The organism is Streptomyces liliifuscus (assembly GCF_016598615.1).
Taxonomy (GTDB): domain Bacteria; phylum Actinomycetota; class Actinomycetes; order Streptomycetales; family Streptomycetaceae; genus Streptomyces; species Streptomyces liliifuscus.
Genome location: NZ_CP066831.1, coordinates 7,589,073 through 7,615,906, shown reverse-complemented (window position 1 = coordinate 7,615,906; position 26,834 = coordinate 7,589,073). Strand labels below are relative to the sequence as shown.

Genomic DNA, 26,834 nt, shown 5'->3' with positions numbered 1-26,834 from the left:
AAGAAAGCCTCCTCCAGTACTTGTCCACGACGTACGGCCTCGCGGACGAGGGCGCCAGAAAAGCCCTGCACTCGTTCCTCGGGGACGAGACGACGGGCATGTTTCGCGGACCATACCTCCGCCTCCGCACGCCGTTCACCCCGGCCGACGACGGCTGGCAGCAGCACCTGGACTGGGTGCGTACCGACGGCTGGACGCCATACGCCCACCAGGCCCGTGCCTTCTCCCGGCTCACCTCGAAGGACGGGCACTTACCTCAGCCCACCCTGGTCACCACGGGCACGGGGTCCGGCAAGACCGAGTCGTTCCTGTACCCCGTACTCGATCACTGCGCCCGTGAGCGCGGGGCCGGGAACGACGGGGTCAAGGCGGTCTTCCTCTATCCGATGAACGCCCTGGCCACCGACCAGGCGGCCCGTATCAACCAACTCCTCATCGATTACGACAAGTTGAGCGGCGTACGAGCCGGCCTGTACATCGGTGAGAAGGCGGCGACGCACTACGACCGGGTCTACACCCGCCGCCAGGACATGCAGCTGTCCCCGCCGGACATCCTGATCACCAACTACAAGATGCTCGACCTGCTCCTGCAGCGTGCCGCCGACGCACCGCTGTGGGACGGCAGTGACATCGGCTACGTGGTCGTCGACGAGTTCCACACGTACGACGGCGCGCAGGGAACCGACGTCGCCATGCTGCTGCGCCGCCTGGCCATCGCCGTCGATGCCAACCAGCCCGGCAAGCCGCTCGGCTCGATCACCCCCGTCGCCACCTCCGCGACCCTCGCCTCCGGCACCGACGCCGACGGAGTGGCCCAACTCCTCTCCGTCGCCACCAACGTCTTCGGTGCCGAGTTCACCGAGGACGCGATCGTCGGCGAGGACCGGCTGACGGTCGACGAGTTCATTCTCGGCGAGGACGAGTCGATCCCAGACGCGAGATTCCTTCCCGGTCAGGCAACGCCCCCCGAGACCCTGACCTCCTTACCGGACCCGGCCTCCGGCTCCGAAGCACTCGCGGACCTCGCCGAGGCCGTCACCGGAAGCCGCGTCACCGAACCGGTCGTCCTCGGCGCCGCGCTCAAGCGCAACCGGCTCACGTACGCGGTCCTGAACGCCTTTGACAGCACTGTGCGCACCTACGACGAGGTGCTTGACGTGATGCGCCGCAGTGGGGCGAAGAGTTGGGACGAGGCGATCACGACGCGGCCGCAGATCGCCGCAGTGGCCCTCGCCCGCTTCGTCGCCCTGCTGGCCGTGGCGCGCGACCCGGAGGCGCCGACCCCGATCAACCGACCCCTCGTCCAGATCGAGGTGCACCAGTGGGCGCGGTCCGTCACGCGCATGCTGCGTGGTGTACTGCCTTGGCCGAAGGCCGAGTTCGCGTGGGACACGGCCGGGGCGCGGAGCCAGTCGCGTACGACGCCGGACACCACCACCTCCCGCGACACCAAGCTCTTTCTGCCCGCGGTGTACTGCCGTGAGTGCGGGCGTTCCGGGTGGTCGGTCCTAGCCCCCGAGTCGGACTTCGAGGAGCTGAACTTCGAGGCCCACAAGATCCGCCGAGCCACCGTCACCGCCGACAAGGCCAAGGTGCGCACCCTGGTGGCGGCCACCGACAACGAGGCCCGCGAGGGCAACGGCCGTACCGCCATGGACCCGGCGGCACAGAAGTCGCTGACGACCGGCGGCGCGGGCGTGCTCATGGTGCTCGACGGTCTGTCCCAGCGCCTGCGTCTGCCCGATCCCCAGGGCGACTACGACGACGAGGGCAACCCGGCGCCCGCCGGCCCCGATTCCGCCTTCGTCCTCGTCCAGCTCGGCGACACTGCTGAACGCGCCGCCAAGGACGACTGGTGTCCGGCCTGTGGCACGCACAACGCGATCCGCTTCGTCGGTACGGGTGCCGCCGCGCTCGCGGCCGCGTCCGTCACCCAGCTGTTCACCGGCGGGGAGATGGACAAGGAGCAGCGTGAGACGAAGACGCTGATGTTCAACGACTCGGTGCAGGACGCCGCGCACCGGGCCGGGTTCGTCGCCTCCCGCTCGTACACCTTCTCCCTGCGGGCCCTGTTCACCAAGCATTTGAGCGAGCAGCGGCCCAGTGCGCTCAACGACCTCGTCGCCGACGTCGTCGCGGCGACCACCGACCGTGAGACGCTCGCCGCCGTCGTCCCGCCGGATCTGCACGACGACACGGGCGTGGCTCGTCTGCTTTCGGGCGCGGGGCGGGGCGGGGACAGGAAGACCTGGGACCTGATCGGTGAACGGTTCGCGTTCGAGGCCGTGATGGAGTTCGGTCACCGCTCCCGCAACGGCCGTACCCTCGAACTGACCCGTACCGCGGCCGCCTGGGTGGAGATCCCCGACGTACGGGCGGCCGTGGCGATCGCACGCGCCGCCCATGAGGAAGCCGCCCACCGGGGGCTGGCGCTCACCGAACACGACGATGCCCGGTATCTGGCGTTCCTGCGTGGGCTGTTGGAGCGGCTGCGTACACGGGGTGCGGTCGGGCACCGGTGGCTGGAGAAGTTCCTCGACGAGGCGGGTACCAGCCGCTACTTCATCTGGGGTGGCCGCCCGCGCGGAATGAAGGCCTTCCCCAAGGGCGTCTCCGCGCCGAGCTTCCTGCTGGCGCGGCCCAAGTCGAGCAGCGAGTTCGACTTCGCCGCGGGGCGTCTGTCCTGGTACCAGACCTGGGCGCAGCGCTGCCTCGACATGACCCGTGAACAGGCCGACGAGTTCTGGGTGCGGCTGCTGCCCCGGCTCACCGACGCCGGGCTGCTCGCGGCACGGACCCCGAGCGACACGGCCGTACGCCTCTACGGCCTACAACCGGGCGCCATCCGGCTGCAGTTGTTGCCCGACGCGCAGGTCAACGAGTCGTATGTGCGCTGCCCGAAGTGCTTCTGGGAGCAGACCGTCCACCCCTCGCTTCTGGCCCAGTACCACGGGCAGCCCTGCCAGGCGTATCGCTGCGCGAAGGGACGGCTGGTCGCTGGTGACCGTTGGCTTGAGACCGTCGACCGCCACGACCGGGACCGCGACTACCGCGACGACTACTACCGCAGCCTGTACCGCCGAGCAGGCACCTACCAGGTCATCACCGCCGAGCACACCGGTCTGCTCTCCCGCCCCAAGCGCGAACGCGTCGAGGACGCCTTCCGCAACGGCGAGGGGTTCAACGACCCCAACGTACTGTCCTGCACGCCCACTCTGGAGATGGGCATCGACATCGGCGACCTGTCCGCCGTCGTCCTCGGTGCCCTTCCGCGCCGACCCGCCAACTACGCCCAGCAGGCGGGCCGAGCCGGGCGCCGTACCGGTAACGCCTTCCTGTTGACCATCCCCGACCGCTCCCGCCGCGACCTGTACTTCCTCGACCGGCCACGGGACATGATCGACGGACGGATCGTGCCACCGGGCTCGTATCTGTCGGCCATCGAGATCCTGCGCCGCCAGTACACCGCCCACCTCCTCGATCTCGCGGCACGCGGCCGGCTGCTACGCGAGGACGGCAGGCCGCTGTCCGCACTGTCACGCCGGGTCGACGAACTCTTCGGCCCCTCCGGCTACCTCGCCGACTTCACCGACGCCGCCCTCGCCCACGGCAAAGAGCTCGTCGCGGGCTTCCTCGCACTCTTCCCGACCGGCGTGAGCGACACCGCCAAGAAGGAGCTGGAGAAGTACGCGGTACGCGGCATCCGCAGCGCGATCGAGAAGGCCGAGCGGGAGTGGGAGCGCGAGAACCAGAAGCTGCGCACCCGTATCCGTACGATCCGTTCCGCAATCGACGAACTCAAGGAAGGTGACGACGAACAGGCGGGTACCAAGGCGGAGTTGGAGGCCGAGCTCGGAGCCATCTCCAGGCAGGGCGCCACACGCCAGCGCCAGCCCGCACAGACAGTGCTGTGCGACCTCGGCCTGCTGCCCAACTACGCCCTCATCGACGCCACGACCACCCTCGACGCCACCGTCTTCTGGCCCGAGGGCACCACGCCCGAGGGACGCGTCCGCTACAAGTCGAAGTCGTTCTCCTACGGGCGGCCGCGCGGCTTCGCCCTGTCCGAACTCGCCCCCGGCAACACCTTCTACGCCGAGGGGTACAAGCACCGGATCACCGGCATCGACATCGTCACCGGCCGGGACCAGGACTGGCGCCACTGGCGCTTCTGCCCCTCGTGCGGTTACGTCCGCGCCGAGAACGCCGAGAACGACACGACACCTTGCCCTCGCTGCGAGGAGACGGGTATCGCCGACTCCGGCTGTCTGCGGCAGATCGTTCAGCCCAGTGTCGTGACGGCCCGCGACAAGCGGGAAGACGCCAGGATCGGCGACGAGAGCGACGACCGCGACCGCCGCTTCTACACCATCGTCGACATGGTCGACATCGACCCCAAGGACTTCGCGGTGGGCAAGTCCTGGCGGCACACCAAAGAGATCTTCGGCGTCGACTACACCCGACGTGCCGTCATCCGCCGTATCAACGCCGGGCCGCTCAGCATCGGCGCCCAGGAGAACGACCAGCTCGCCGGGAAGCCTGTGCGCATCGCTCCCTTCTTCGTGTGCACCGCCTGCGGAGCCGCGAGCGCCGACGGACGACCGGTCTTCGACGACGACCGCGACGCCGTCGACAACTCCGCCAACCGCCAGCGCGAACTCAAGCACCACGCCCCCTGGTGCCCGCTGCGGCGCGGCAAGAAGGGGGTGGACCAGGAACCGGTCCTGCTCGCCCACGAGTTGGAGACCGAAGCGCTGCGCGTACTGCTGCCCGCGGCGACCGTCCTCGTCGAGGAGAAGGTCCACTCCTTCCAGGCGGCCCTGCGCCTGGGCGTGGACGGCGCCTTCGGCGGCGACCCACAGCACCTCGCCACCACCCTGGCCACCATGCCGGACCGGGACACCGCGGAGACACGGCACTTCCTGGTCCTGTACGACCGTCTCCCGCACGGCACCGGCTACCTCGACCGCCTCACCGACTCCGCCGCCTTCCGGCAGGTGCTGGAGGGTGCGCGCGGGCTGCTGGTGGAGTGCCCCTGCAACGGGGAAGGCGTGCAGGCCTGCCACCTCTGTCTGTACCTCTACGCCGACGAACAGCACATCGACCGCGTCTCCCGCAAGGCCGCCCTGGAGATCCTCGACGAACTCCTGGGGACCGACACCGACGCCTGGGACACCAAGAAGGTCGGCAACACCGACCAGATCGGTCTTGACGGACAGGTCGAGTCCGACCTAGAGGCCCGCTTCCTCAAGGCGCTGCGCGGGTGGGCCGGACAGCGCGCCGACGCCGTCCTTGAGGAGAGCGGCGACAACAGCGCCTACCTGCGTCTGGACGAGGTCGGCACCGTGCACGGCTGGCGTCTGACCGCTCAGCGCAACGAGGGTTACACCCGCACCGACTTCACCTTCGAACGCGTCGACGGCCCCCGGCAGAAGATCACCGTCTACCTCGACGGACACCGCTACCACGCCACCCGCCATCACAACCGGCTCGCCGGCGACGCCGACAAGCGCAACCGGCTCCGGTCCGAGGGCCGCGCCGTCTTCCAGCTCACCTGGGACGACCTCGACGCCTTCGAGCGGCTGACGAACACGGCCGAGTCCGCCGCGGGGCGCGAGCCGGCCGAGCCGGTGTGGCCGCCGTACCCGCGCAGTGCCCAGGACCTCGCCAAGCAGCTCTATGCCGAACGCGGTGCTGACGACCTCGCCGACTCCGCCTTCACCGACCCGATGACCATGCTTCTCGCCTACCTGCGCAGTCCGGACGACGCGGCTTGGGGCAGGCGGGCATCGGCCGTCGTCGGCGGACTCTTCGGCACCGGCAAGGAGATGCTCGTCGGCAACGGCGCCCCCGACCAGACCCGGCAGACACTCGACCGTCTCCTCGACGCCTGGGGCCGCACTGACGGCATCGACCCGGCGGCCGTACAGGGCACCGGCACACTCAACCTGTTCCAGACCTGCGATGAGTCAGGGCTCCCTGTCGCCTTCCTCGTCGACGGGGTAACCAGCCGCTGGTCCGCCCTGGCCTGCCTCGACGACACCGCACGCGACCAGCTCGGCACGCCCGAACACAAGGCGCGCTGGCGCTCCTGGCTCCAGTGGTCCAACATCCTTCAGTTTCTCGCCCACGACGGCGGCGACGGGGTCCAGCTGACCACCGCCACCGCAGGCCGCTTCGACACCGCGATCCTCAAGGCCTTCGACGGCCTCGGCGAACTTGAGTCCCTCGTCGTCCAGTACGGCACCGCCGCACCCGCACCGCAGCCCGTGCCAACGGAGGCGTCCAACGAGACTCCTCCCGAAGCACCGATGCGGGATCTGCTGTGGGACCAGGAGATCCTCGAATACCTCGACGAGGACGAACCTGACGCCCCTCTCACCCGCCTCGCCCGCGTGTTGGCCGACTGTGGCAAGAAGGCCCCCGCCTACGGCTACGAGCTCGGCGAACGCGGGTGGCTCGCCGACTTCGCCTGGGACCACGGTGACCAGCGGATCGCCGTCATGGCCGAGCCGTACGACCAGGCGGACGAGGAGAGCGACAAGACCTGGAGCGCCTACCGCGACGCCGGGTTCACCATCCGCTCGGCCGACGACTGGCTCGCTGATCTCGACACCCTGCTCACCGCGCTCCCCGACGTCACCGCCCGTCCCGACTCCGAAGAACAGAGTGCCGCCCGATGACCGCACGCCTCAGCCTCTACCAGAAGGCCGAAAACGAGCTCTACAAAATGGACTCGTCGGTCAAGACCAAGTTCTACGACTTCTGCCACCAGTTCCGTCTCGAACCCGACCACCCCAGCCTCGACCTCAAGCCTCTCAAGGGCGACGGCCGGATCTTCCGCGCCAAGATCGACCGCTCGTACCGGGCGCTTCTTGCCCGGGCGGGGGTCGGCGCCGATGGCATCCAGCAGTGGCTGATCGTCGCCGTCCGCCACCGCAAGGACGTCTACGAAGAACTCACCGTCGCCATCAACCGGATCACCGGCGAGATCGAGTTCGTCGATCTCGGCGTCGTCGGCCAGAGTGTCCTCCAGCGCGCGGGACTCCAACTCACCCCGGCCCCGGACGATCACGACGCACAGGCCGAGCCCACGCCCGCCCCCGTCGTGACGCAACAACCGATCGCCCACGTCGAACCCCTCCTCGCCAGCCGCGCCCCTGAGGACCTGCGGCGGCTCGGTGTCGCCGACGCCCTCATCGACCTCGCCCTCACCGTCACGACCGACGAGGAACTCGACCAACTCATCGTCGGCGCCCCACGTCTGACCGCCGAGGTCCTCACCGGACTCGGCTCCGGCATGTCCGTGGACGAGGTCGAGCGTGAGATCACCGAGCCTGCCTCCACCGAACTCGAACCGGGCTTCGAGAACGATATGGCGGCGGCCCTCACCCGTACCGCGGTCACCACGGTCGACGACGACATCCGCAACATCCTGGCCGAGGGCGACTTCCGCGCCTGGAAGGTCTACCTCCACCCCACCCAACGCAAGACCGCCGAACGGAACTACAGCGGCCCCGCCCGGGTCAGCGGCGGCCCCGGCACCGGCAAGACCATCGTTGCCCTGCACCGCGTCGCCCGCCTCGCCGCGGCTCTGCCGCCCGGCCACGGCAGGCCGATCCTGCTGACCACGTACACCAAGAACCTCACCGCCGACCTGCGCTCCCGGCTCACCTCGCTCATGGACCCGGCGCTGCTGGACCGGGTCGACATCAAGCACATCGACCAGCTCGCCCAGAGCGTTCTCAACGAGAACACCGCGCCCGGCGCACAGCGCGGCCTGATCACCGACGACCGGGCTCTGGATGTGCTGCGCGAGGTCCTCTTCGAACACGACGAGCAGCGCTGGGACGCCGAGTTCCTCTTCGACGAATGGGAACAGATCATCCTCGGCCAGTCCCTGGCCACCCGCCAGGACTACTTCAAAGCCCGCCGCGCCGGCATGGGCCGCGCCCTCAACCGCCCCGAACGCGCCGCCATCTGGAAGCTGCTCGACCAGTTCACCCTGCGCCTCAACGGCATGGGCCGTGAGACCTGGGCCCAGGCCGCCGAACGCGCGGCCCGCTACGAGATGGAACGCGCCCGCAAGATCCAGAGCCGGGCCGAACGCAAGGCGGCCATCGGCGGCGGCGACCTCATCCACCTCGACGACAACAGCTCCGCGATGCGCTACCTGCGTCATCGCTACCGCCACATCGTCGTCGACGAGGCCCAGGACCTCAGCCCCGCCCACTGGAAGATGCTGCGCGCCATGGTCGTGCCCGGTCCGGACGACCTGTTCATCGCCAGCGACACCCACCAGCGGATCTACGACCGACAGGTCACCCTCTCCACCGTCGGCGTCCACATCCGCGGCCGCGCCTCGAAGCTGACGCTCAGCTACCGCACTACCCAGGAGATCCTCGACCAAGCCGCCAAGGTCGTCCGCGGGGCGACCTACGACAACCTCGACGACGGCACCGACACCCTCGACGGCTACCACTCCCTGCTGCACGGCCCGGCCCCCGAGTACGTCGCCTGCGTCGACTGGACCGACGAGATCACCCGGCTCGCCGAGGCCCTCAAGCAGTGGCGCGCGGACATCACGCAGCCCGGCGAGGACGGCACCGTACGCGACCCGAGCGGCACCATCGCCGTCTGCGTCGCCGACGGCGAGATGGCCGGCCGCGTCGCCGCCGACCTGGAGATGAAGCACGGCATCACCACGGCGACCCTCACCAAGGACGGCCCGCAGGGCGGTGGCGAGGTCCATATCGGCACGATGCACCGGTTCAAGGGGCTTGAATACCAGAAGCTCGCGGTCATCGGCGCGAGCGACGGCATCCTCCCGCGCACCGCCCTCATCGAGAAGTACGAGACGGCCGACCCCAACCGCTACGAGCGCGAACTCAAGAAGAGCCGCAACCAGCTCTTCGTCGCCACCACCCGAGCCCGCGACGCGCTGCGCGTCTCCTGGCACGGCAGGCCCAGCCCGTTCCTGCCCTTGTCCGTCACCACCTCATGATGCGGACGGCTCAGACCGGCACACGATGGTCGGACCGTTCGAGGTGTTCCATGACGAGCTGGTGCGCACGCCAGCCGTCCGGGAACTTGGGCGGGACGTCCAAGTAGACGGGCTGGGCCGAGGGATGGCGGTCTAGAAGGTCCGGGATACCGGCGCGGGCGACGACGACACAGGCGTGGCGGTGGCGGGAGAGCAACACGCACAGTCGGCCGGTCTCCAGGTGAAAGGCGCTGGCGTCGACGCGGCCGGACAAGGGATGCCAGACGAGAGTGACGTCGAATTCCCGACCCTGGAGGCGGTTGGCGGTGTCCACGGTGATGCCGTCGAGTTCCGGCGCGAGGGCGAGGCGGCTGCCGACAGCCTCCGCCTGATCGTTGTGGGCGACACCGATGGCAATGCGGCCGGGAACAAGACGCCGTCCCTCGGGTGGGGGCGCCTGGTCGCAGTAGGTGCGGAACCCGCGCGAGAGAAGGCGTACGGCTGTGTCGGCGAGGGCGTCGGCCAGTTCGCCGTCGGTGCGCAGGGTATGCCGAGCGGGCAGTTGGAGATACCCCCAGCCGGTCTCAGCGGCACGGTCGAGGACGCGGTCGACAGGATCGGGTGCGAGGGCGCGCAGCACTGCCGCACGCCGGTCATCAGGACCGGTGCCGGCGATGAACCGGGTGAACGGGTAGAAGGCCCGCTCGACCAGTGGGGCGGCCGAGGCCGGCAAGCGCCAGGAGACGGGGAGCTCGTGGAGCGTCATGCCGGGGTTGTGCGCCAGGGTGACGTCCACGGCGTTGCGCAGAGGGTTCCAGGTCAGGCCGGTCCAGCGGTCGGTGTCGACACTGCTGAACGGGTCGAGCTGGCCGGGGTCACCAACGAACAGGGCGCTGTCGAAGAGTCCCGCGCAGGCGAGCAGGGCGTCGGAGCGCATCTGGTACGCCTCGTCGACGATGGCGATGGGCCAGTGGCCGTCCTCCTCCTTGACCCGTGCCCACTTGGCGGCGGTCGCGATGACGATCGGCGGCAACGGACGCAGGCCGGTGACTCGTTCGGCACCGATGACGGCGCCGGAGTGCTCCGCGAGTCGCGGGGACAGCGAGCCTCCGGTACGCAGCAACCTGCCGACGGTGAGGCCGGGTTGGTCCCGGACGAGCCGCTCGGCCAAGTCGTCGACCTGCTCGTTGGTCTGGGCGACGATCATCACGGGCTCGCCGCGTGCCACGAGGTGACGGGCCGCCCGCACGACCAGGGTGGACTTCCCGGCGCCGGGTGGAGAATCCACCACGACGCCGGGGGAGGAATCACCGTCGAGCCGTTCGAGGTCGGCGAGGACCCCGGCGACGGCGGTGTCGGCGCGTTCACCGGGTGTACTCATTCCCATGCCTCGTTCGCGTCGTCGTCGGTGGGTGCGTGGGGCTGGGGCGGCCCGCCGTGCGTCCAGGGCGTCGACGCGTCGTCCGGGAGGGCGGCCGGCAGCGTGAAGACGGACAGGCTGGTGTAACAGACCTCATCGCCGAGTTCCGGTACGGTGCCCGGCGGTGGCGGGGGCCGCTGGGAGCGTCCCATGCCACCGCTCAACTCGAAGTCGATCTCGTACGGTCCCTCCTCGGTCCGGCGTATGGCCAGGACCTCGGCTTTCTGCCCGGTCCTGGCAGGACTTCGCACCTCGTCGCCGACACGAAGGCGCCCGGAGTGCGGGACGGTGAGCGTGAGCGACGGGCGGAGCAGCCGTCTACCGGAGGAGCTGACGACCGTACGGCTGGGGTTGGCCACCGTCACGACGCCGACCACGGCCTCCCCGGTCAGCTCGTACTCGGCCATCACCAGGGGGTCGTCGAAGGCCCGCTCGGACGCGTAACGGTCGGCGGCGTCCTCTAGTCGGGCAAGCCTCCGGGCCGCACCCGAGGCGTGCTCCCATCTGCCTTGCGGAAGTCCGCCGTCCGCCACGTACGCGGCGAATCCAGTGAATCGATCCCTGTCCGTCTGCCACCGCGATGCCACGCTGCGGCCCGCGGAACGCTCCTCCAGAAGGTCCAAGCCGCGCCACATCAGCCGCCAAGTGGGCAGCAGTTGAGTCCGGAGCTGTTCTTCCAACTGGCGTATCGCCGCCGCTCGGCGGCGCTCACTCGAAGCCTGTCCGATCGCCGTGTAGAGCTCGGTGAGCATGCCGTCGAAGACCGGGTCGGTGGTGGGGCCGGCGGGCGGGAAACGGGAAGGGTCTTCAGCTTGTCGTGCCGCCGTCGGTCCGTCGGTGTCGGGCGGCGGGTCGATCCAGCCCATGAGAGCGGGAAGGTGTGCGTCCTCGGTGGGGCTCTGCCCGGTGGCCCAGTGGGCCGTCAGCATCTGGGTGAGGCCGACGCACAAGCTGGAGGTGGGGAACTCGTTCTGGTCGGTGAACCAGCTCAGCCACTGCCCGAGCCGGGGAACGGCTGGATCCACCGCGTACGGGCCCTCGGTCCGCCGGAACCGTGTGGAGCGGCCGAGCAGCCGCAGGAACCCCACACCGGCGCGATTGGGCACGATCAGCTGCGGGGCGTCGGTGGAGCGCTCCCGTAACTCCCTCGCCTTGCCACGGCCGTACTCGTAGGACTCGGTGTCCGTGGCGAACGTCTCGCAGTACGGCAGTACGTGTCCGGCGAGACGGGCGGCGAAGTGGAAGCGGTCGGTGCGGTCCTTCGGATTCGGCACCGTCAGCAGGACGGGGGCATCGCGGTCCGTTCCCACCATCGCGGCGAGCGGGGCGCAAGCCTCACCGGCGAGGCTCAGCGGGATGAGGACCAGCGGCCGGTCGGCGAGGTGGACATGGCGCACGGTCGTGACCGGCGCCGCGCGGCCAGTGGCAGCCGCCTCCAGCGCCGCCGCCACACGAAGGGTGCTCATGCCGCGCCTCCGGCGAGACGGAGAGTCCGGAGCCGGACCGCGTCGCCGAGCAGCGCGGCCACCTCCTCCTGCGCGGCCGACGGATTGAGCTCCCCACGGGCGAGTGCGTACGCGGCGGCCGTACTCGCCAAGCCGGGAAGGCTGTCCCGTACGACACTGCCGAGGTGCGCGGGGTCACCGTCGCGCAGGGCTGCGTCCCGGCAGTAGCGGGACAGCTCGCACATGTCGAGGCAGCGCGGGCCGTAAAGGTGCGGAAGGGCCTCCACCGTGTGGACCAACTCGTCGGTGCCGACCGTCGGATGGCCGGTGCGAGGGTCCGTGGAGAGATCGAGCGTAGCCTCGGGCGGAAGCGTGGCAGCCCGTTCCTCGACCCTGCCGAGGCGGGCCAACTGGTGACGGACGGCGTCGAGTTGCTGGCGCAGGTCGACGAGGCGACCGTAGGGCCGGTTCGCGAAATCCTTGGGCAGCACGAGAAGGAACTTTTCAGCAACGAGAGTGGGATCCACACCGATCCCACTCAGGACCGAGCGCAGAGCGAGGACGTACACGGCGGCCTGCTTGGCGGCTTCCGCCACCTTCCCCGCGTCGGCCTGCCCGTCCACAGCCGCGAAGGACTTGATGACGACGATGTAGAGATGGTCGCCTATGCGGTGGCTGACCGCGTCCGGAACGAGGTAGGCGTTGGTGCCCGCGACGTTCAGGGTGAGGACCGGGTGGTCGAGAATCACCCGGGCGTCATGGTCCGCGGCGATCGCGCCGAGAAGTCGCCGGGTCTCCCCTGCACGTGGCCACCAACCGGCGTTCTCTCCCACCGTGTTGAGGTCGGCGACGGCGGCCTCGGCGACCGGAACCTCGAGCTCGGCTCGCAGCAAGGTGATCAGTTCGGCGTAGCCGTTCGCCTTGAGTTGTTCTTCGAACGCCCGCTGGCGGGTGATGGCGAAGGGAGACTGGCCGAACGGGGCGGTCGGCCCGAGTCTCGCGGCCAGGCCGGACTTGTCGATTCCGGCGGCATCAAGGACTGCTCGCCGTTCACAACCGGGGTTGACGGTCAGGGCGGTGATCTTCCGCGCGGAGTAGTCCTGCCGTTCCATACTGCCACGCAGCCGGTCGAGGCGAATGCTTCCGGGCGCCTGAGGAGAGGTTGGCGGCATGGACCTTCCATTGAGCGGGAGTACGGGCACAACGTCCTGCGGCGCCTGGCGGCACTCGTGCAGACGCCATGGAGGTGGAGCATGGGGCAGGAGTGGCCATACAACCTTACCGGCAACTCCCCGTCATCGGCGTGCTACCGGTGGCTACTGTTGCTCGGCCGCTTCGACGGCACCCAGGCGGGTCGCACCGAACAACATGCGCACCGGATCTTTGAGTCGTTCGCGCGCATGGGCGGCGGCAGCCTGCCGGGTGGCCTGGTCGGTCTCCGCGTGCACGTCGACCTCGGCCTCTGCCGCCTGGCTCACGCGGGCGGGGTCGGGCGAGCCGTAGCCCTCGTAGGCGCCGGGGATGTTCAACGCGAAACGGCGCAGCAACGCCCAGGCGGGGAGCGTCGGTTCATGACCGGCCGCCTGCATGCGGGCAATCTGCCGGGCGACGCTCCGAGCATGGACAAGGAAGTCGACGCGGGGGCCCAACGGTCCGATGATCCGCTGCTCAAGAGGCCACGTGGACACCGCCAACAACCCTCGGACGGGGGTGAGCCGGTCATGACTGAGGGCGGGGCAGATGTAGTAGGGGCGGGCGAACGGCTGGGCGGTGAACGAGCGTTCCTCGTCCCGCCGGAGTGAACCCAACCGGGTGGTGACCACCTTCTCGAACAGGAACGCCTCATGGGTCTCGGCGATCAGCTTCGGGCCCGCGGGGGCGTCGAGAATGGTCAACGCCTGGTGCGCCTGCTCCCGGATCGGGACGGAGGCAGCTCCGGGGCGAGGTACGGGCGGTGGAGTTGCCTTCGAAGCCTCAATTTTCGACGCCGCGGTGGACTCGTGCGCGTCCGCCTCGGGTTCGGGTTCGGGTTCGTCGTCCATCTCGTCGAGACGACGGCCGTACTCCTGCACGATCGCGCGCAGTTCAGCGCGCAGCTGTCCGGCGGTGACGTTGTCGCCGCGACGCTTGGCAACGCTGATGGCGGCACGGTACTCCGTCATGCGCGCTTCCAGCTCTTCCAGTGACTCAGTCATACGGGACAGGCTATCCGTCTCCCACCCGACGCTTCAAGCTCCAAACTCTCCCAATAATTTGCGCCATTAGGCCGAGTGTGGTTATGGTGAAGCACCGGCCCTGCTTCACCGTCGCCGTCGGCGAGTGGGTCAGGCAGCCGGCACCTTGTCACCCCTGGTTTCAGCGCGTGCGGTCCCCGACGGGTTCCCGCCGCCCCGCGCCGTCGATCGGCATCGGCGCACTCCGTCCCGAAGCACCTCGGACTTCACCGTCTTCGGCACGACCAGACCTCGCAGGAGCAACACGCCCATGTCCCGGCTCTCTCTCGTCCCGACCTCCACCCGCACCCTCTACCGGCTCGTCGGCGTCGAGCCGACCCTGGAGGGCATGTTCGACAGCATCCAGGCCGGCCGCCTCGACGAGATCGGCGCCGAGTTCCGGGCGCTCGACCACTTCGGCGTCCCGGCCATCGCCCTGCACGGCCGCTTCACCAAGGACGAGGCCAGCTGGTGCGCGGACTTCGCCCGACTCACCGAGTGGCCGGTGATCCACCCGTCCCTGAGGGGCGCAGGCCTGGTGCTGCTGGGGGTCGACGGCCAGGTGTACGCCCTCGCTTACGGCGACGGCTTCCGGCTCGTGCCGGCACCGCTCAAGGACCGGCGGTTCGGGCTGCGTTTCGCGGTCCGCAGCATCGACCCGGACGACATCCGCGCCGCCGTGGCCCGCACCCCGGGCCAGGGCCGGACCGACATTGCCGTGATGCCCGGCGGCGCGCCGATCGGGACGCTGGGCCTGGACACGTACACGAAGCTGGTCCAGCGCATGGGCGGCCGTCTCGCCCGGCCTGAACTGACGGTCGAGCGCGCCGGCGGCGGCCGGGTGCGCAGCATCGAGGGCGGCTGCGGCCTGCGGCTGCCATACGGCGCGAACGCGGCGTCGCTGATCAGCGACATCCGTACGATCGCCAGGGTGTCCCAGGAGGAACTGCCGCATCCTCAGCTGGAGTTCATCGAGTCGGTGGTGCAGCTGCAGGACGCGGAGACCGTCTCGCTGCTCGACGCCGCCCTCGACCACGCCCTCGGCACCGTCGACGGAGCCCGCATCGCCGCGACCGTCCCTGCCGACTGCCTGGCGGACTTCGGGCGGGCTCGTGCCGTCGGGATCCGTTTCGGCTCCGGCGAGGAGTGGACGAGTGACACGTTCGAGCTCGACTACGTGCGGGGAAGACTGCGGTTCCACCGGCCCGGACGCCGGGTCACTGCGCTCCGCGAGGCCCAGGTGACCCTCTACCGGGACCGCCGAGCGAGACCGGCCGACGTCATTGGCACCGAACCGCTGCAGCGCTGGGTCGAGGCGGACCTGTTCCGGGCGGACGGACGCCGGTTCGTCCTCACGGAGGGCGAGTGGCATGAGTTCGACCAGGCATACCTCGCGGGCCTCGCCACCAGGATCGAGCGGCTGATCACCCCCACACCGTCGGTGGATCTGCCGGCCTGGCACGCCGGTGACGACGAAGAGACGTACAACAAGAGCGTTCAGCGCACCCGGGACGGCTTCATCTGTCTGGACCGAAAGCTGGTCCAGACCCCGCTCCACCGGCAGCGCGGCGTGGAGATCTGCGACCTCCTCGCGCCCGACAACACGCTGGTGATGGTCAAGCAGGCCAGCGGTTCGGGTGCGCTCAGCCATCTGTTCAGCCAGGGTGTCGTGGCCGTCGAAGCCCTGCTGAACCAGCCGGAGGCCCGAGCCGGGTTCGCCGACCGGGTGGCAGTCCTGGGCGGACGTCGACTGCCGGAAGGTTTCCTCCCGGAGCGGGTCGTCTACGCGATCCTGCTCAAGGGCCACGCCGAGCTCACCACCGACACGCTCTACCCGTTCGCGCAGGTCGCCCTCGCTCACGCGGCCCGCACACTCCAGGCGTACGGAGTGCAGGTGGAGGTCGTCGGCATCCCGCTGGAGGACGCGCCGGAAGACGGCTGCCAGGCTGCCTGAGCCGGGAATCCGCGCTGCCGGACTGCCGCGTTCACCAGCTCCGCGGATGTGACAGGTCATCGATCAGAGTGGTGAGCAGGGCCACCTCGTGGATCGAGACGCGATGTTCCTCGTAGAGATCGCGGAGTGTGTCCATGCCCACGCTCTGATGTCCAGTGATCGTCATGCCGAGGTGGCCGAGGTACGTTCCCACGTCGTACCGCCAGGTCGTCGCGGCCGGTGCGGCGGTCAGAAGTTGGTCGACCACGACAAACCCGGCGTCGTCGATGTCGGCCCGGACGGTGATCTCGTCCGTGGCGGCCGCCAGTCCCGCCACCAGATCGAGAGCGGTATTCGAGGGCATACCGTCCGTGCAGATCAACGCGGGGCAGTCCGGGATCAGTTCATCGGTGGCGGCCTCCAGGACAGAGGGGTTTTCGCAGACAATGACTCTGGTCGCCGGGGGCAACCGAACCAGTCCGCCGGGCACCACCACTCGCACCAGGCCGCCGGGAGCGATGTCTCTGAGGACGTAACCGGGAGAGCTCGGATTGAGACGGGAGTCCTCGACCACATGGGCACCCATGCGACTGAGCAGTTCGTGGACTGGCAGGAGGTCCCGAGTGGCACAGGTCTACGCAGACCCGATCAACTCGCTGAGGCGCTCCCGAAATTGCTCCGCCTCAGTGAGAGTGAGACGGAGCACCGCTCGGTCTCGACCGGGAGCAGTCAACGTCAGGTCGACCTCCGGAAGCTGTTCAAACGGGCTGTGGTTCAGGGAAAACATGGGAAACCGGAGGTTCTCTCTTACCCCCGCCCTCGCGGCGCCACGCAGATACGTTCAGTGAAGAACCAGACCCCTTTGGAACAGGTGGCGCCCAGAACCCGGCCCTTCTCCCGAAGCCACGGATAACGGCCTTGCAGCTCCGCGAAGTTGTCGTTCGTCACGACCATCGCGCCTGAGTCGTCCGCGATGACCGCCACGAGGGCGTCGCCCTTGCCCTCGGTACCGGCTGGCGGCTGGATGATGTCTCCCTTACTGAGGGCGGCCGCCACGGCTTCACGTTCCGCGTCCGCGACCTTGTGCCGGAAGCTGGCGTCGACCACGACATGAATGTCGGCCTCGGGGTATTTCTTGGCCAGCGCCGCCCGCGCGGCCTGTAGTTGAGAGAAACTCGGGTGATCGTCGTCTTCGTAGACCCCCGGGCGGACCGGTGAATGACCGATCCAGGCGAGGTTGGAGCCGTCGACGACCAGGGTGTGCGGGCCGCCGTCGAGCGTCACCGGCCGTGCCTTCGGAGGCGCGGGAACGGGGTGGGTGCCCGTGGCCGACGCGGTCGATCTGAGGGGGTCCGGATTCGAGTTGCCCTTCAGCAGGCGGTTCAGCTCCTCACGGACCTCGGGCGTGGGGCCACCCGAACCGAAGCTCTCGACTTCTTGGTCGACCACAACCTCACCCGTGTGCTCCAAGGTGGCCTTGACGTGGAGCAGACCATTGGAGTCATACGTGTACTCCAGGTCGAAGCGGGACTCGTCACGGACCCGCGGCGTGGGGTACTTGAGGGTGAGCTCGGTGAGCTGCACGTTATCGCGGTGCGCGAGCTCCTTGTCCGGATCGCCCTCCCAGATCTCCACGGACAGCTGCCGCGCGTGGTCCTGGTGCGGCGTGTAGCTCTTACGCTCCTTCCAGGGCAGCGGCGAGTTCCTGGGGATGATCTGGCTGAACCGCTTGCGCCCCGAGGGGTCCTTGACCATCGTGCCGAGCGCATGGCTGGTGGCGACCTGGATCACTCCCTCGGTCTCACCGGCGAGCACCGCCGCCGCGATCGACGCGCCACGCGCGACCGCTGTCATCGGGTCGCACAGCTCGGTGGGCACGGGCTCCATCTGGAGTGCTTCGGCGACGGCGGCCCGTACGTTGGGAATCTGGCTCGTACCGCCGATCATGAGGATCTCGTCCACGTCGAGCGGGGCCATGTGCAAGTCCTTCAGGCACTGCTCCACAGGTCCAAGGGCGCGGTCGACGAGGTCGCCGATGGCCTCCTCCAGCTCACTCTGGTGGATCTTGACGCCGATACCGTCAGGGGTGATCACCGTGACGAACGGCTGGGAGGAGAGCAGGATCTTGTTCCGCTCCACGTCCAGGCGGAACTGCCGCTCCTGTGCCGGAGTCCAGGCCCTGCGCGCGGGCGCTCGTTCGAGGACGAGTTCACGCAACCGCCGGTCGATCTCCAGACCGCCGAGCTCCGTCACTCCACGGGACGCGCGCTCCTCGAAGAACCCGTCCGAGTAGTCGAGCACGGTTACGTCGATGGTGCCGCCGCCCCAGTCGAAGACCAGGATCTGGGAGTCCTCGCGAAAGTCGTGAACGTACGAGATAGCGGCCGCCGTCGGTTCGTTGAGCAGGGCCTGGACCTCAATGCCGGCGAACCGTGCCGCTGCCCTGGTCCGGTACCGGGCGGCGCCCGTCGCATTGGCGGGCACAGTGATGACGGCGCGATCGATGTCGGTGAGGTTGTGCTGGGCGCCGTCGCGCATGGCGGTGAAGACACCCGCCGCGACGGTTGTCGCCGCGAAGCGCCTGTCCTGAATGGTCACGTACTCGTCGCTCTTGAGGAGCCGCTTGCAGGCTTCGGCCGCCTCCTCGGAGCGGAGCTTGGCCTCCCAGCCGAACAGAGGGCCGCGCCGAAGCGAGCTGACACCCACGACCGAGGGGAAGAGCTGCTCGAACCCCGGCCGCCGCCAGTCGGCGTCGATGTGGTGCGCATCGAGCGGCAGCACCTCGGCGTCGTCGCCCTGCCACTGGGCCACGACGGAGTTCGTCGTACCGAAGTCGATTCCTGTCGAGGTCACTTGGCATCATCTCCGCGCACATCCACCGCACTGGTCCCGTCATGCTCCGGCAGGATCCTCGAGGTTGGGATGCGGCGTAGTTGGCCGGCGAGCAGCAACTTGTCCGTCGCCTGGTCCACATAGGCCGGCCGGACCAGCTCGAAGCCCTCGCCTTCGCCCTCGACGACGACGAAGAGCTCCTGCTCGTCGGCCTCTTCGACCACGCGGACCCCCATGTCGACGAGCGATGCGCGCACCGCCCGGCGGATGGCCTTCGCACCCTGCTCGGGAGTGCTGGCGAGGAGGTCGGTCTCGACCAACCGCGCAATGTGCTCGTCCCGCGTCCTAAATGCCTCCAACACGCCCTGCCTCAGCGCCGCGTTGACCGTGGCGGGGGTCGGACGGACGTCTTGCGGAAGCTGAGCGATAAGCTCCGCGGCCCGTTCGGCGAAACGGGCGAGGAGCTGCGCCGGGTGAAGGAGCTCCTCCGGCCTGAGCGTGCGCAGCTTCATGTCCGCCGCGAACTCCCGGTTCTCCTTGCGGCGGATGTGCCCCGTGGGCTTCTTGGCCTGCTCGGCCGTGCTCGGGTTGTTCTTGCGGCCTGCCGGCTTGCTGCTCATGAAGTCGTCCTGTGGTCGTGATCGGGGCGCCGGGGCGCAGTCAGCAGAGTGGGTAGAAGGTCGGCCATCGCGCGGTCACGTACCGTTGCGAGGTCCGCGGCGGCCCCATGAGTGGTCCGGCGCGGCATCGCGGCGGTCCGCGGCGTCAGGGACCTCGGCCTCACCGTGGGTAGCCGCAGGGCCGCGGGATCCAGCGGCAGTACGAAGAAGTCGGACCAGTCCTCGGTCCGCTCGGCCTGCTCAATCCGGCGCTTCGCCCAGTTGGCCTGCGCAGCCAGGTCGAGGTCATCCCGGTCGGCCCTCCTGCGCTCGCGCCACTGGTGCTTCCACTGCTCACTCTTGTGCGGCAGCCCCAGCTCCAGATACGGATTGGCGGGCTGATCCCGATCGTTGCGCTTGGTCCTCCGCCGGCGCTCCAGCAGAGCCAGGTTCCCCTCGACCCGCCGGTCGGTTCGGGCGACGCGCGCCAGCGAGACGTAGGCGAGGTCGAGATCGTCTTGCAGCAGGGCAAGGTAGGCGAACATGTTCCATGCCTCAGCCGCGTGCTCGGCGGGCGCGTCATCGTGATCGACGAGCTTTTCGACCTGTGCCTGTGCTTTCTTTCTCTCGCCCTGGCAAATGAGGTCGTAGGCGTGTCGCAGCGCCACGAGGGCGTAGAACGGTCCGCGCGCCGGATTTACCGCAGCCCTCGGCTCCCACAGTGAACACATCAGCCGCCACAGCCCACGGTCGGCGGGGATGTCCGGGTCCCAGGAGCCCGTCCTGGCGCCATCCCGCACCTTACGCAGGCGAAGCACCAGCTCGCGAGGCAGTAGCTCCTCAAGTTCCTTGAGGACGTCCGTCTCACCATCCGTGACGCGCAGGAGCAGGTCGTAGAGGCTGCCCGGTACGGGTTGGACCGGCTCGCCGGCCAGGAATGCCTCCCGCTCGCCGGGCTCGTCCCAGCCGAGCGAGCAGGCGAGGGCGGCGTCTGTCTTCTCTGGTGCGAGCCTGGCGAGCAGGTAGTTTTGTTCGCTGGCATCCGCCCGCAAGGTCCACGGCTTATGGTCGCGGTCCAGTACGCCTGCCTCGATGAGGTCGTCGATGACGCCGAGGGGTGCCCAGGGGGCAATTGCCCCTAGGTGGTGCGTAGTCAGTTCGTCCAGGTTCCTCCGAGCGAGGGCCTGCTGAAGCGCGAAGGCCCCAGTAGGGTCTTCCTCGGCCCCGCGAGGCAGGTCGTCCGTGCCAAGGCCGGCCGCCGGGTCCGCGCCCGCGATGATCGCGAGGCGGTGCTCACCGGCCGGGGAAAGCCAGGGGAGGCCGGCCTCGTGCACTGCGGAGAGCACGGCGGCCGTCTGCGCGACGGTCCGACTGCCCGGTTCGGCGGCTTCGAGCAGTGCCTTGACGGCGGGAAGAAGTTGAGGTGTCGGCTGTCCGTCCAGACACGCACGAATGGTGTCGGCGCCCCACCGCAGCGTTTCGTCCTCGGCATCCATGGATGCCAACAGCCCCCGCAGCACGTCCTCGACACGCGCCACCGCCTCCGCACCGAAGACCCCGGCCCTGCGCCACTTGCGCAACGCGAATCCGTCGACCACGCCCCCGGGACCGGTGATCGCGGCGGAGCGGCGGGCGGACCGCCGCTCCCGCCACGCCTCGACCATCTCAGCGCGCGTCATCGACTCCGTAACCGGCGGTTCCCCCACGCCGAATCCGCCTCCGAGCCGATCGGCCGAAGCGTCCTCGTTCCCCATCCGCCCCCGCTTGTCTCCCGCGTTCGAAACCTGCGTCGTATTTTGACAGGTCTTCTCGCGGTGGCGGGAGGGTCCCCGCTAGGAGACGATGTGCCGCGCGCCGGGCCCCGCCCAGGTCCCGTGGGCGCGCCAGGCGAGGAGCACACTGAAGGCACCATCGACCGCGTCGGCCATCCATGGCTCCGCAGGTTCGCCGCCCAACACGATGACGAGGAACTCCGCCTGGCCCTCCGTACGCAGATGGGACACCTCCATGAGGTGGAGCACCGACTCCCGGATGGATGGGTACGTGCATTCCTCACTGCCCAGTACGTCGAACAGCACGGTGCCGTCAGCCCGCGTGCACCAGGCGTCCACGAAGGTGCTTTCCCCGACCTCCGGCGCGCTTTCGTAGAGGTCGGCGAGCAGGCGGTGCCGGAGTGCTTCGTGGGACCGGTCCGCCCGCGACGCCACCGTGCGAGCGGCCACCAGGCGTTCCAGCCCGCGGCTCACCTCGGCCGGCCGCTCCTCCTCCGCCTGCTCATCTTCGACGAGTTGGGGTGCCGGGTCGGTGGTGAACATGGTCGCCCTTCGGGGCTCGGGGAGGGAGTCGTGGAAGGCTGGCGGTCTGCGGTAGTCCGTACCGGGTTCACACACGGCAAACAGGGAGCGGCCGTCGGCCGAGAGCCGCCACTGGAAGCGGCTGCCTTCGACGATGACACAGGTCTCGAGCAACTCGATGTCCGCGGTTCGCAGGTCATCGGCAAGCGCTCCACGCATCGCACGTACGAAGGCTTCATCGGCCATACCGCGGATCTGTCCCGCCCGCTCGTATCCGGCGCAGGCCGAGGCGGTGGCGTGCACCGCTTCGGCATCGAGCAGGCGAACCAGTTCCTCGCCATCGAGCGGCGGTCCGCTCTCCCGCACCGCTGCGGTCAGCACCGATCTCCGCGTGGCCCGGGCATCTTTGCCCACCCGGGACGCGACGCCCGCCTCGAACTGCGCGAAGCTCCGCTCCGCGTGCGCCGCGTCGTAGCCCGTGATCGTGTCCGCCTCGGGACTGAGCACGATGCGGAATCCCGCGAGGTCCAGCACCCAGGTGCCGTCTGCGGCGCGCAGGTGCCGGGCCCGCTCGACGAACGGGACCAGCATGGCGTGCAATTCCACCGCCGCTTCGCGCAGGCCGCCCCGGTGCCGTGCGACGAAGGCCCCGCACGCCCCCGAGCTGACCCGCACGGCGGCACGCTGCCGCGCGCCGAGGCTGAGACGGCCCTGGTCCCGCGCACCCGAGAGTGGAGCAAGGCGCCGGGGCTGGGCCACGACCACCGGTTCAGCGGTACGGAAGCCCCCGCAGGGGGCCGTCCTGCACCACTTATCGGCTTGGTGAGTGGAATGGGTGCACGAAGATCCGTCAGCGAAGTACCGGCTGCACAGGCTCACCCCCGGATCCGCGGCAGAGCCTTCCGCGTCACGCGGGGAGGGAGCGCTCGCGGGAAGCCGGTCCGAGCCGCCGATCTGCGGGGGCAGGGGAAGAGTGTGGACGACGGTCAGCGACTGGGTACACCGCGTCAGCGCGACGTACAGGTGCCTCAGCCCCACGGACTCGCCTGCGACGATCGCAGCAGGTTCCACCACGACGACGTGGTCGAATTCAAGTCCCTTCGCCTCAGCCGGGGTGAGGACGGCAAGGCTCCCGAGACTCTCCGGACCGAGCGCGCGCACCATGTCGCTGGCCCACGTGCCGCCCGGCGGCACGATCACGCCGATCGAGCGTTCATCCGCTCCGTTAGCCGCGCTCGCCCGTAGCCGTGCCACGGCCGCGGCGGCCAGAGTGCCCGCCTCTGCCCCTTGGACCACAGCGACGTCCGTACCCGTGTCGCGCACCGAGTCGGGCACTGCCACGCCGGGCGCGCAGTGCTCCCCCAGCCGGGCCACGAAGGCCATGACCTCTCCCGGTACGCGGAACCCCGTGAGCAACTGGGTGATCCGCCATCCGTCCCGGCCAGCGAGCACCTTCCCGAACCCGTCCCAGTCCTGGTGGGGGTAGGGCCCGGTCGACTGTGCAAGGTCCCCGAGCACTGTCATCGAACCGCTGGGGCAGCGACGTGCCAGGGCTCTGGCCTCCATCGGCGTGACATCCTGTGCTTCGTCGACGACCAGGTGCCTGTACACCTTCTGGGGGCGTCCGCCCAGTACGTACTCCAACTCATCGAGAAGGACTAGGTCTTCGCGGCTCGGCTCGGTCTGCGAGCGCGTCGTACGGCTACCTGGACCGGCCCCCGGGCGGGGTGCGGTGAGCAGGTCCTGTTCGGCGGCCGACAGAATGCCCTCGGCGGCCCGGCTGAGGGTGGCCACGCCGGAGAACAGGCCACGCAGCACGTCCTGGGCTGCAAGGCTGGGGCAGATCCGCTTGAGGAGGCGTACGACGGGGCGTGCCCTTGCCGTCTCGGCCAGGTAGTCGATGTCGGCGGGGCCGGGCAACAGCCCGACGTAGACTTCGGTCAGGTGTTGCGTGATCCACTGTACGCACCGCTCCCGGCGCACCTGGTATGGGCTGTCGCCGGCCAGCGCCGCACCAGCGATCCCCGCTATCTCCTCCACGGGGACGACGACTTCGCGGCGGTTCAACTCGAAAGTGAAGACCGGCCCACCCACGAGTGCGGTCAACCGTTCCGCCGAACTCGTCGTCTCACGGTCGACGGCCCTACGCAGCACCTCAGCCATCCTCGGATCAGCCTTCACCGCGGCGACCGGACGGGGATCTCGGGGCGACGCGGCCGCTGACCAGAGCGCGGGCAGTTCAAGCATCGACACGTCGTCGCTGCCGAGTTCGGACAGGGTGACGCCCACGTAGTCGAGGAATCCCCGGTTGGGGCCGATGACGAGGATTTCCCTGGCTGTCCGGTGCTTGTTGTCCAGCAGCCAGGTAATGCGGTGCAGGCCCACCGCCGTCTTGCCCGTGCCCGGACCGCCCTGGATCACGAGCACGCCCGCAGGTTCCTCCGCCACGAGCCGGAGCTGTTCCCGCTGGATGGTCTCAACGATGTCGTGCATCGAGCCGTCGCGCGCACGGTCCATCTCCTCAAGGAGCGGATCACGCCACGCCGGTTCCTCGGCCGCCGTGTCCGGCGTGGCAGTTGCACCCGGCGCCGCCGGAATTGCTGGTCCTACCGGTGGTTCCGCTACCGATCCGTGGAGATCGAGATAGCGCTTGACCACCTGCTGATCACAGATGATCTGACGCAACAGAAGCACCTGTCCCGGATCACCCTCGCTGGTCAGCCGCCAGTTCACCGCGGCCTGCGAACTCCAGGAGACCACAACGGGATTCAGTTGCTGGTCGCGCACCAGGCGGCGCCCCACGTAGAACGTCTCGCGGCCCTCGCCCTCGTCGACATCAGCCCTCATGAAGACGAGAGACTTACCTGCGATGTCGAGGGACGCCAACTCCCGCTCCCAGGTCCGCCGGGCGTCGATGGAGTCCTTGCCGCTGGCCGCGGCGTCAAGGCCGCTCAACTCCGACGCCACCTGCCGAGCCCGCTCCAGACAGAAGTACGCGTGGTCGACCGCGCGCTGTTCAGCAGCGAGCACAACTGCGCGTCGAGTGCGCTTCGACATCCTCGCTCTCCCCCTCCTTCCGCATGCAACGCAACGAGTCGGCGAGCACGACGGATGTTCCTTTTGTAAGTCCGCGTTAATCATGGCTCCGGACTGCTGCAGGAGGATTCCCCCTCCGTCCGACTCTCCACGACAGTGGGCTCCACGGCATTGTCGTGGTCGGCTTGAAGCACAAGGAACCTGCCGACCTCCTGGGCGGGCGGGGCCTTGGCGAGGCGGGCAGATTCCGCCCAGGCCGTTGAGGAACTGGACGCTCTCCTCCTTGGACGTCAAGGGTGAAGTCCCCGACGCCGGCACCGAAGCGGAAAACATTGACGACCGTTCCTCCCCGGTATTGCGGCGCTGCGCAGTTGAGGGTGTAGTCGAGCTGCGCACGTGGCTGACGGTCGGCGCTCACTCAGCTTCTTCCTCGTCCCCGCGCCGACGGCGCGCTCGCTCGGCGATCCCGCTGGAGAGCTTGCCCTTTACCGAGCTGGCCCGGCCGAGGGTCGCGTTGCCGAGGCTTCTGGCGGCACCGACGCCCTTCGCTCCTGTCTCAAGCGCCTTGTCCCTCACCTCCGCCGCTGCGGCCGCCCATCGCCTCGTCTCCGACGACCGGCGACCGGACTCGATCCCGAGCCGCCCGTGAAAGTCATGGACGCCGGTCACGACATGGTTGCTCGACTGGACCACAGCCGGGGACTTGGTCGGGTGCAGCAGCACCTTTGCGTTGGCCGCTCCGGCAGCCGCATTCATCCGGGCCACCAGACGCTCGGTGCTCCGTGAGATGAGATCCAGCCGATTCTGCCGAGCAATCCGAATTCCGAGGCGGTGCCGGTCCAGCTCCTCCGGAGCCGCGTCCAGCACCCGGTCGAGTTCGAGCACGGCGATCGCGTCCTGCAGCTGGAAGCAACGAGCCAGAACAGCGAACCACTCCTGAGCCTTGGACTCGGCTTCCTTGGCCGCCTCGGCGAGATCACCGATCTTGGCCTTGCTCTCCATCTTCTCCGCGAGTGCGTCGAGTCGACGCAACGCGTACACCTGGGTCGCCGCAATCGCCCCCGGCGTGGCCTGCGCCTTCGACCACGTGATCTTGGAAACCCGGCCCACCTGCTCCCGGATGGTCATGGCCTCCTCGATCACGAGCTCCGCTCCGACCATGTCCGACAACGCGGCGTCCTCCTGAGCGCGGAGCACGTCCTCCACCTTCTCGTCGATCGTGGCGAGATAGTCGGTGATCTCGTCCATGGTCTGCTGCATCGCGAGCTGCGCCATGATCCCCGCAGCATGAGCGAGAACCGCCGGGTTACCCAGAAGCGATCGGGGCCCGCTCGCGAATTCGACGAAACCCCTGGCCTGGCCTTTGGGTCCCTTCACCACACCGGTGCTGAGACCCGTCTTCGAGCTTTCCCTCAGCCCGTACTTCTTGACGACCTGTGCCGACTCCCGGGTCAGCTTCACCCAGCAAGCCGATTCGGCGGCAATGTCCGAACCTGCCTGCGCGACCACAGCCCCGGTACCGGCGACGGACTTGAGCCATCGCAATCCGAGGCCCTTCGACGACAGTCCCTCCGAGACGAGGAAGCGTTCGACATCCGTCTCACTCCCGATGACCGTCAATCCGTCACCGTCGCTGATCAGCTGAATCTCGTTGTCCACCCGGCTGATTCTTCACCAGTCGCTGGCTCGACCCGCCCGATCTGTGGAACTCCCCCGACAGCGTTGCTGTCGACAGCCCGAGAGACACAGACCCACAGCCGTCCATTGCCTCCGGCGCGACAGGCCGGTTCTCGTGAGTGCGCTCGTCCACGGCTCTGCACGCCCGTTACACGCTTGTCCATTGGTTATCCACCAACTCCCCCCAGCGGTGGCCCTCGGCCCGGTCAGAGACAGCGAGACTCGTCCACGAAAGGCAATAGGCCCAGGGCAATGAAGGTCTGACCTGGGCCTTCATGGAGGGGCCTTCAGGCTTCGAACCCGACCTACGCATTACGAGGTGCACCGGCCCCAGACCACGAACAGTCCACCGCAGATCACCTCTTCTCACGGCAGTTGCAAGGCTGCGGGGTAGAGCGACCG

General features: G+C 68.8%; 13 protein-coding genes. 3 read left to right on the top strand and 10 right to left on the bottom strand.

The annotated features are described in order from the left end of the window. Nucleotides 1–20 precede the first annotated feature (20 nt). Both JEQ17_RS32750 and JEQ17_RS32745 read left to right on the top strand, forming a co-directional pair. Nucleotides 21–6,683, top strand: coding sequence for a DEAD/DEAH box helicase (locus JEQ17_RS32750; protein WP_234048464.1), 6,663 nt, complete (start codon nt 21–23; stop codon nt 6,681–6,683). Next, on the top strand, nt 6,680–9,004 hold the full coding sequence (locus tag JEQ17_RS32745; protein WP_200398612.1) for a UvrD-helicase domain-containing protein: 2,325 nt from the start codon (nt 6,680–6,682) through the stop codon (nt 9,002–9,004). Before JEQ17_RS32750 ends, JEQ17_RS32745 begins: the two co-directional genes overlap by 4 nt. Nucleotides 9,005–9,014: 10 nt before the next feature. Here the strand turns inward: JEQ17_RS32745 and JEQ17_RS32740 are convergent, their stop codons facing one another. From JEQ17_RS32740 to JEQ17_RS32725, 4 genes are all read right to left on the bottom strand, one after another. Continuing rightward, nucleotides 9,015–10,364: an AAA domain-containing protein gene (locus JEQ17_RS32740; protein ID WP_200398611.1), complete on the bottom strand. Its 1,350-nt coding sequence runs from the start codon at nt 10,362–10,364 to the stop codon at nt 9,015–9,017. Further along, entirely contained in the window at nt 10,361–11,869 is a 1,509-nt protein-coding gene (locus JEQ17_RS32735) for a hypothetical protein (RefSeq protein WP_200398610.1), read from the bottom strand. Before JEQ17_RS32735 ends, JEQ17_RS32740 begins: the two co-directional genes overlap by 4 nt. Continuing rightward, nucleotides 11,866–13,020 (bottom strand): hypothetical protein, encoded by a 1,155-nt coding sequence (locus tag JEQ17_RS32730; protein WP_200398609.1) that lies wholly within the window; start codon nt 13,018–13,020, stop codon nt 11,866–11,868. The genes JEQ17_RS32735 and JEQ17_RS32730 overlap by 4 nt, the downstream gene beginning before the upstream one ends. 144 nt (nt 13,021–13,164) lie before the next feature. Continuing rightward, a complete protein-coding gene (locus JEQ17_RS32725; protein WP_200398608.1) occupies nt 13,165–14,043 on the bottom strand; it encodes a hypothetical protein in 879 nt (292 codons plus the stop codon). 289 nt (nt 14,044–14,332) lie between these two features. Between JEQ17_RS32725 and JEQ17_RS32720 the strand changes: the two genes are divergently transcribed. Continuing rightward, a complete protein-coding gene (locus JEQ17_RS32720; protein WP_200398607.1) occupies nt 14,333–16,015 on the top strand; it encodes a DUF6119 family protein in 1,683 nt (560 codons plus the stop codon). A 31-nt stretch (nt 16,016–16,046) separates the two neighbouring features. Here the strand turns inward: JEQ17_RS32720 and JEQ17_RS32715 are convergent, their stop codons facing one another. The 6 genes from JEQ17_RS32715 to JEQ17_RS32690 all read right to left on the bottom strand — a co-directional run bounded on the left by JEQ17_RS32715 (nt 16,047) and on the right by JEQ17_RS32690 (nt 26,414). After that, nucleotides 16,047–16,580: a DUF2399 domain-containing protein gene (locus tag JEQ17_RS32715; RefSeq protein ID WP_200398606.1), complete on the bottom strand. Its 534-nt coding sequence runs from the start codon at nt 16,578–16,580 to the stop codon at nt 16,047–16,049. Nucleotides 16,581–16,801: 221 nt separating this feature from the next. Continuing rightward, nucleotides 16,802–18,847 carry an Hsp70 family protein gene (locus JEQ17_RS32710; protein WP_200398605.1) on the bottom strand — a complete coding sequence of 682 codons (2,046 nt, stop codon included), beginning with the start codon at nt 18,845–18,847 and terminating at the stop codon, nt 16,802–16,804. Next, entirely contained in the window at nt 18,844–19,446 is a 603-nt protein-coding gene (locus tag JEQ17_RS32705; protein WP_200398604.1) for a hypothetical protein, read from the bottom strand. The genes JEQ17_RS32710 and JEQ17_RS32705 overlap by 4 nt, the downstream gene beginning before the upstream one ends. Next, on the bottom strand, nt 19,443–21,104 hold the full coding sequence (locus JEQ17_RS32700; RefSeq protein WP_200398603.1) for a hypothetical protein: 1,662 nt from the start codon (nt 21,102–21,104) through the stop codon (nt 19,443–19,445). The genes JEQ17_RS32705 and JEQ17_RS32700 overlap by 4 nt, the downstream gene beginning before the upstream one ends. A gap of 153 nt (nt 21,105–21,257) precedes the next feature. Continuing rightward, nucleotides 21,258–24,776, bottom strand: coding sequence for a UvrD-helicase domain-containing protein (locus tag JEQ17_RS32695; protein ID WP_200398602.1), 3,519 nt, complete (start codon nt 24,774–24,776; stop codon nt 21,258–21,260). 393 nt (nt 24,777–25,169) lie between these two features. Further along, entirely contained in the window at nt 25,170–26,414 is a 1,245-nt protein-coding gene (locus tag JEQ17_RS32690; protein WP_200398601.1) for a hypothetical protein, read from the bottom strand. Between the last annotated feature and the right edge of the window lie 420 nt (nt 26,415–26,834).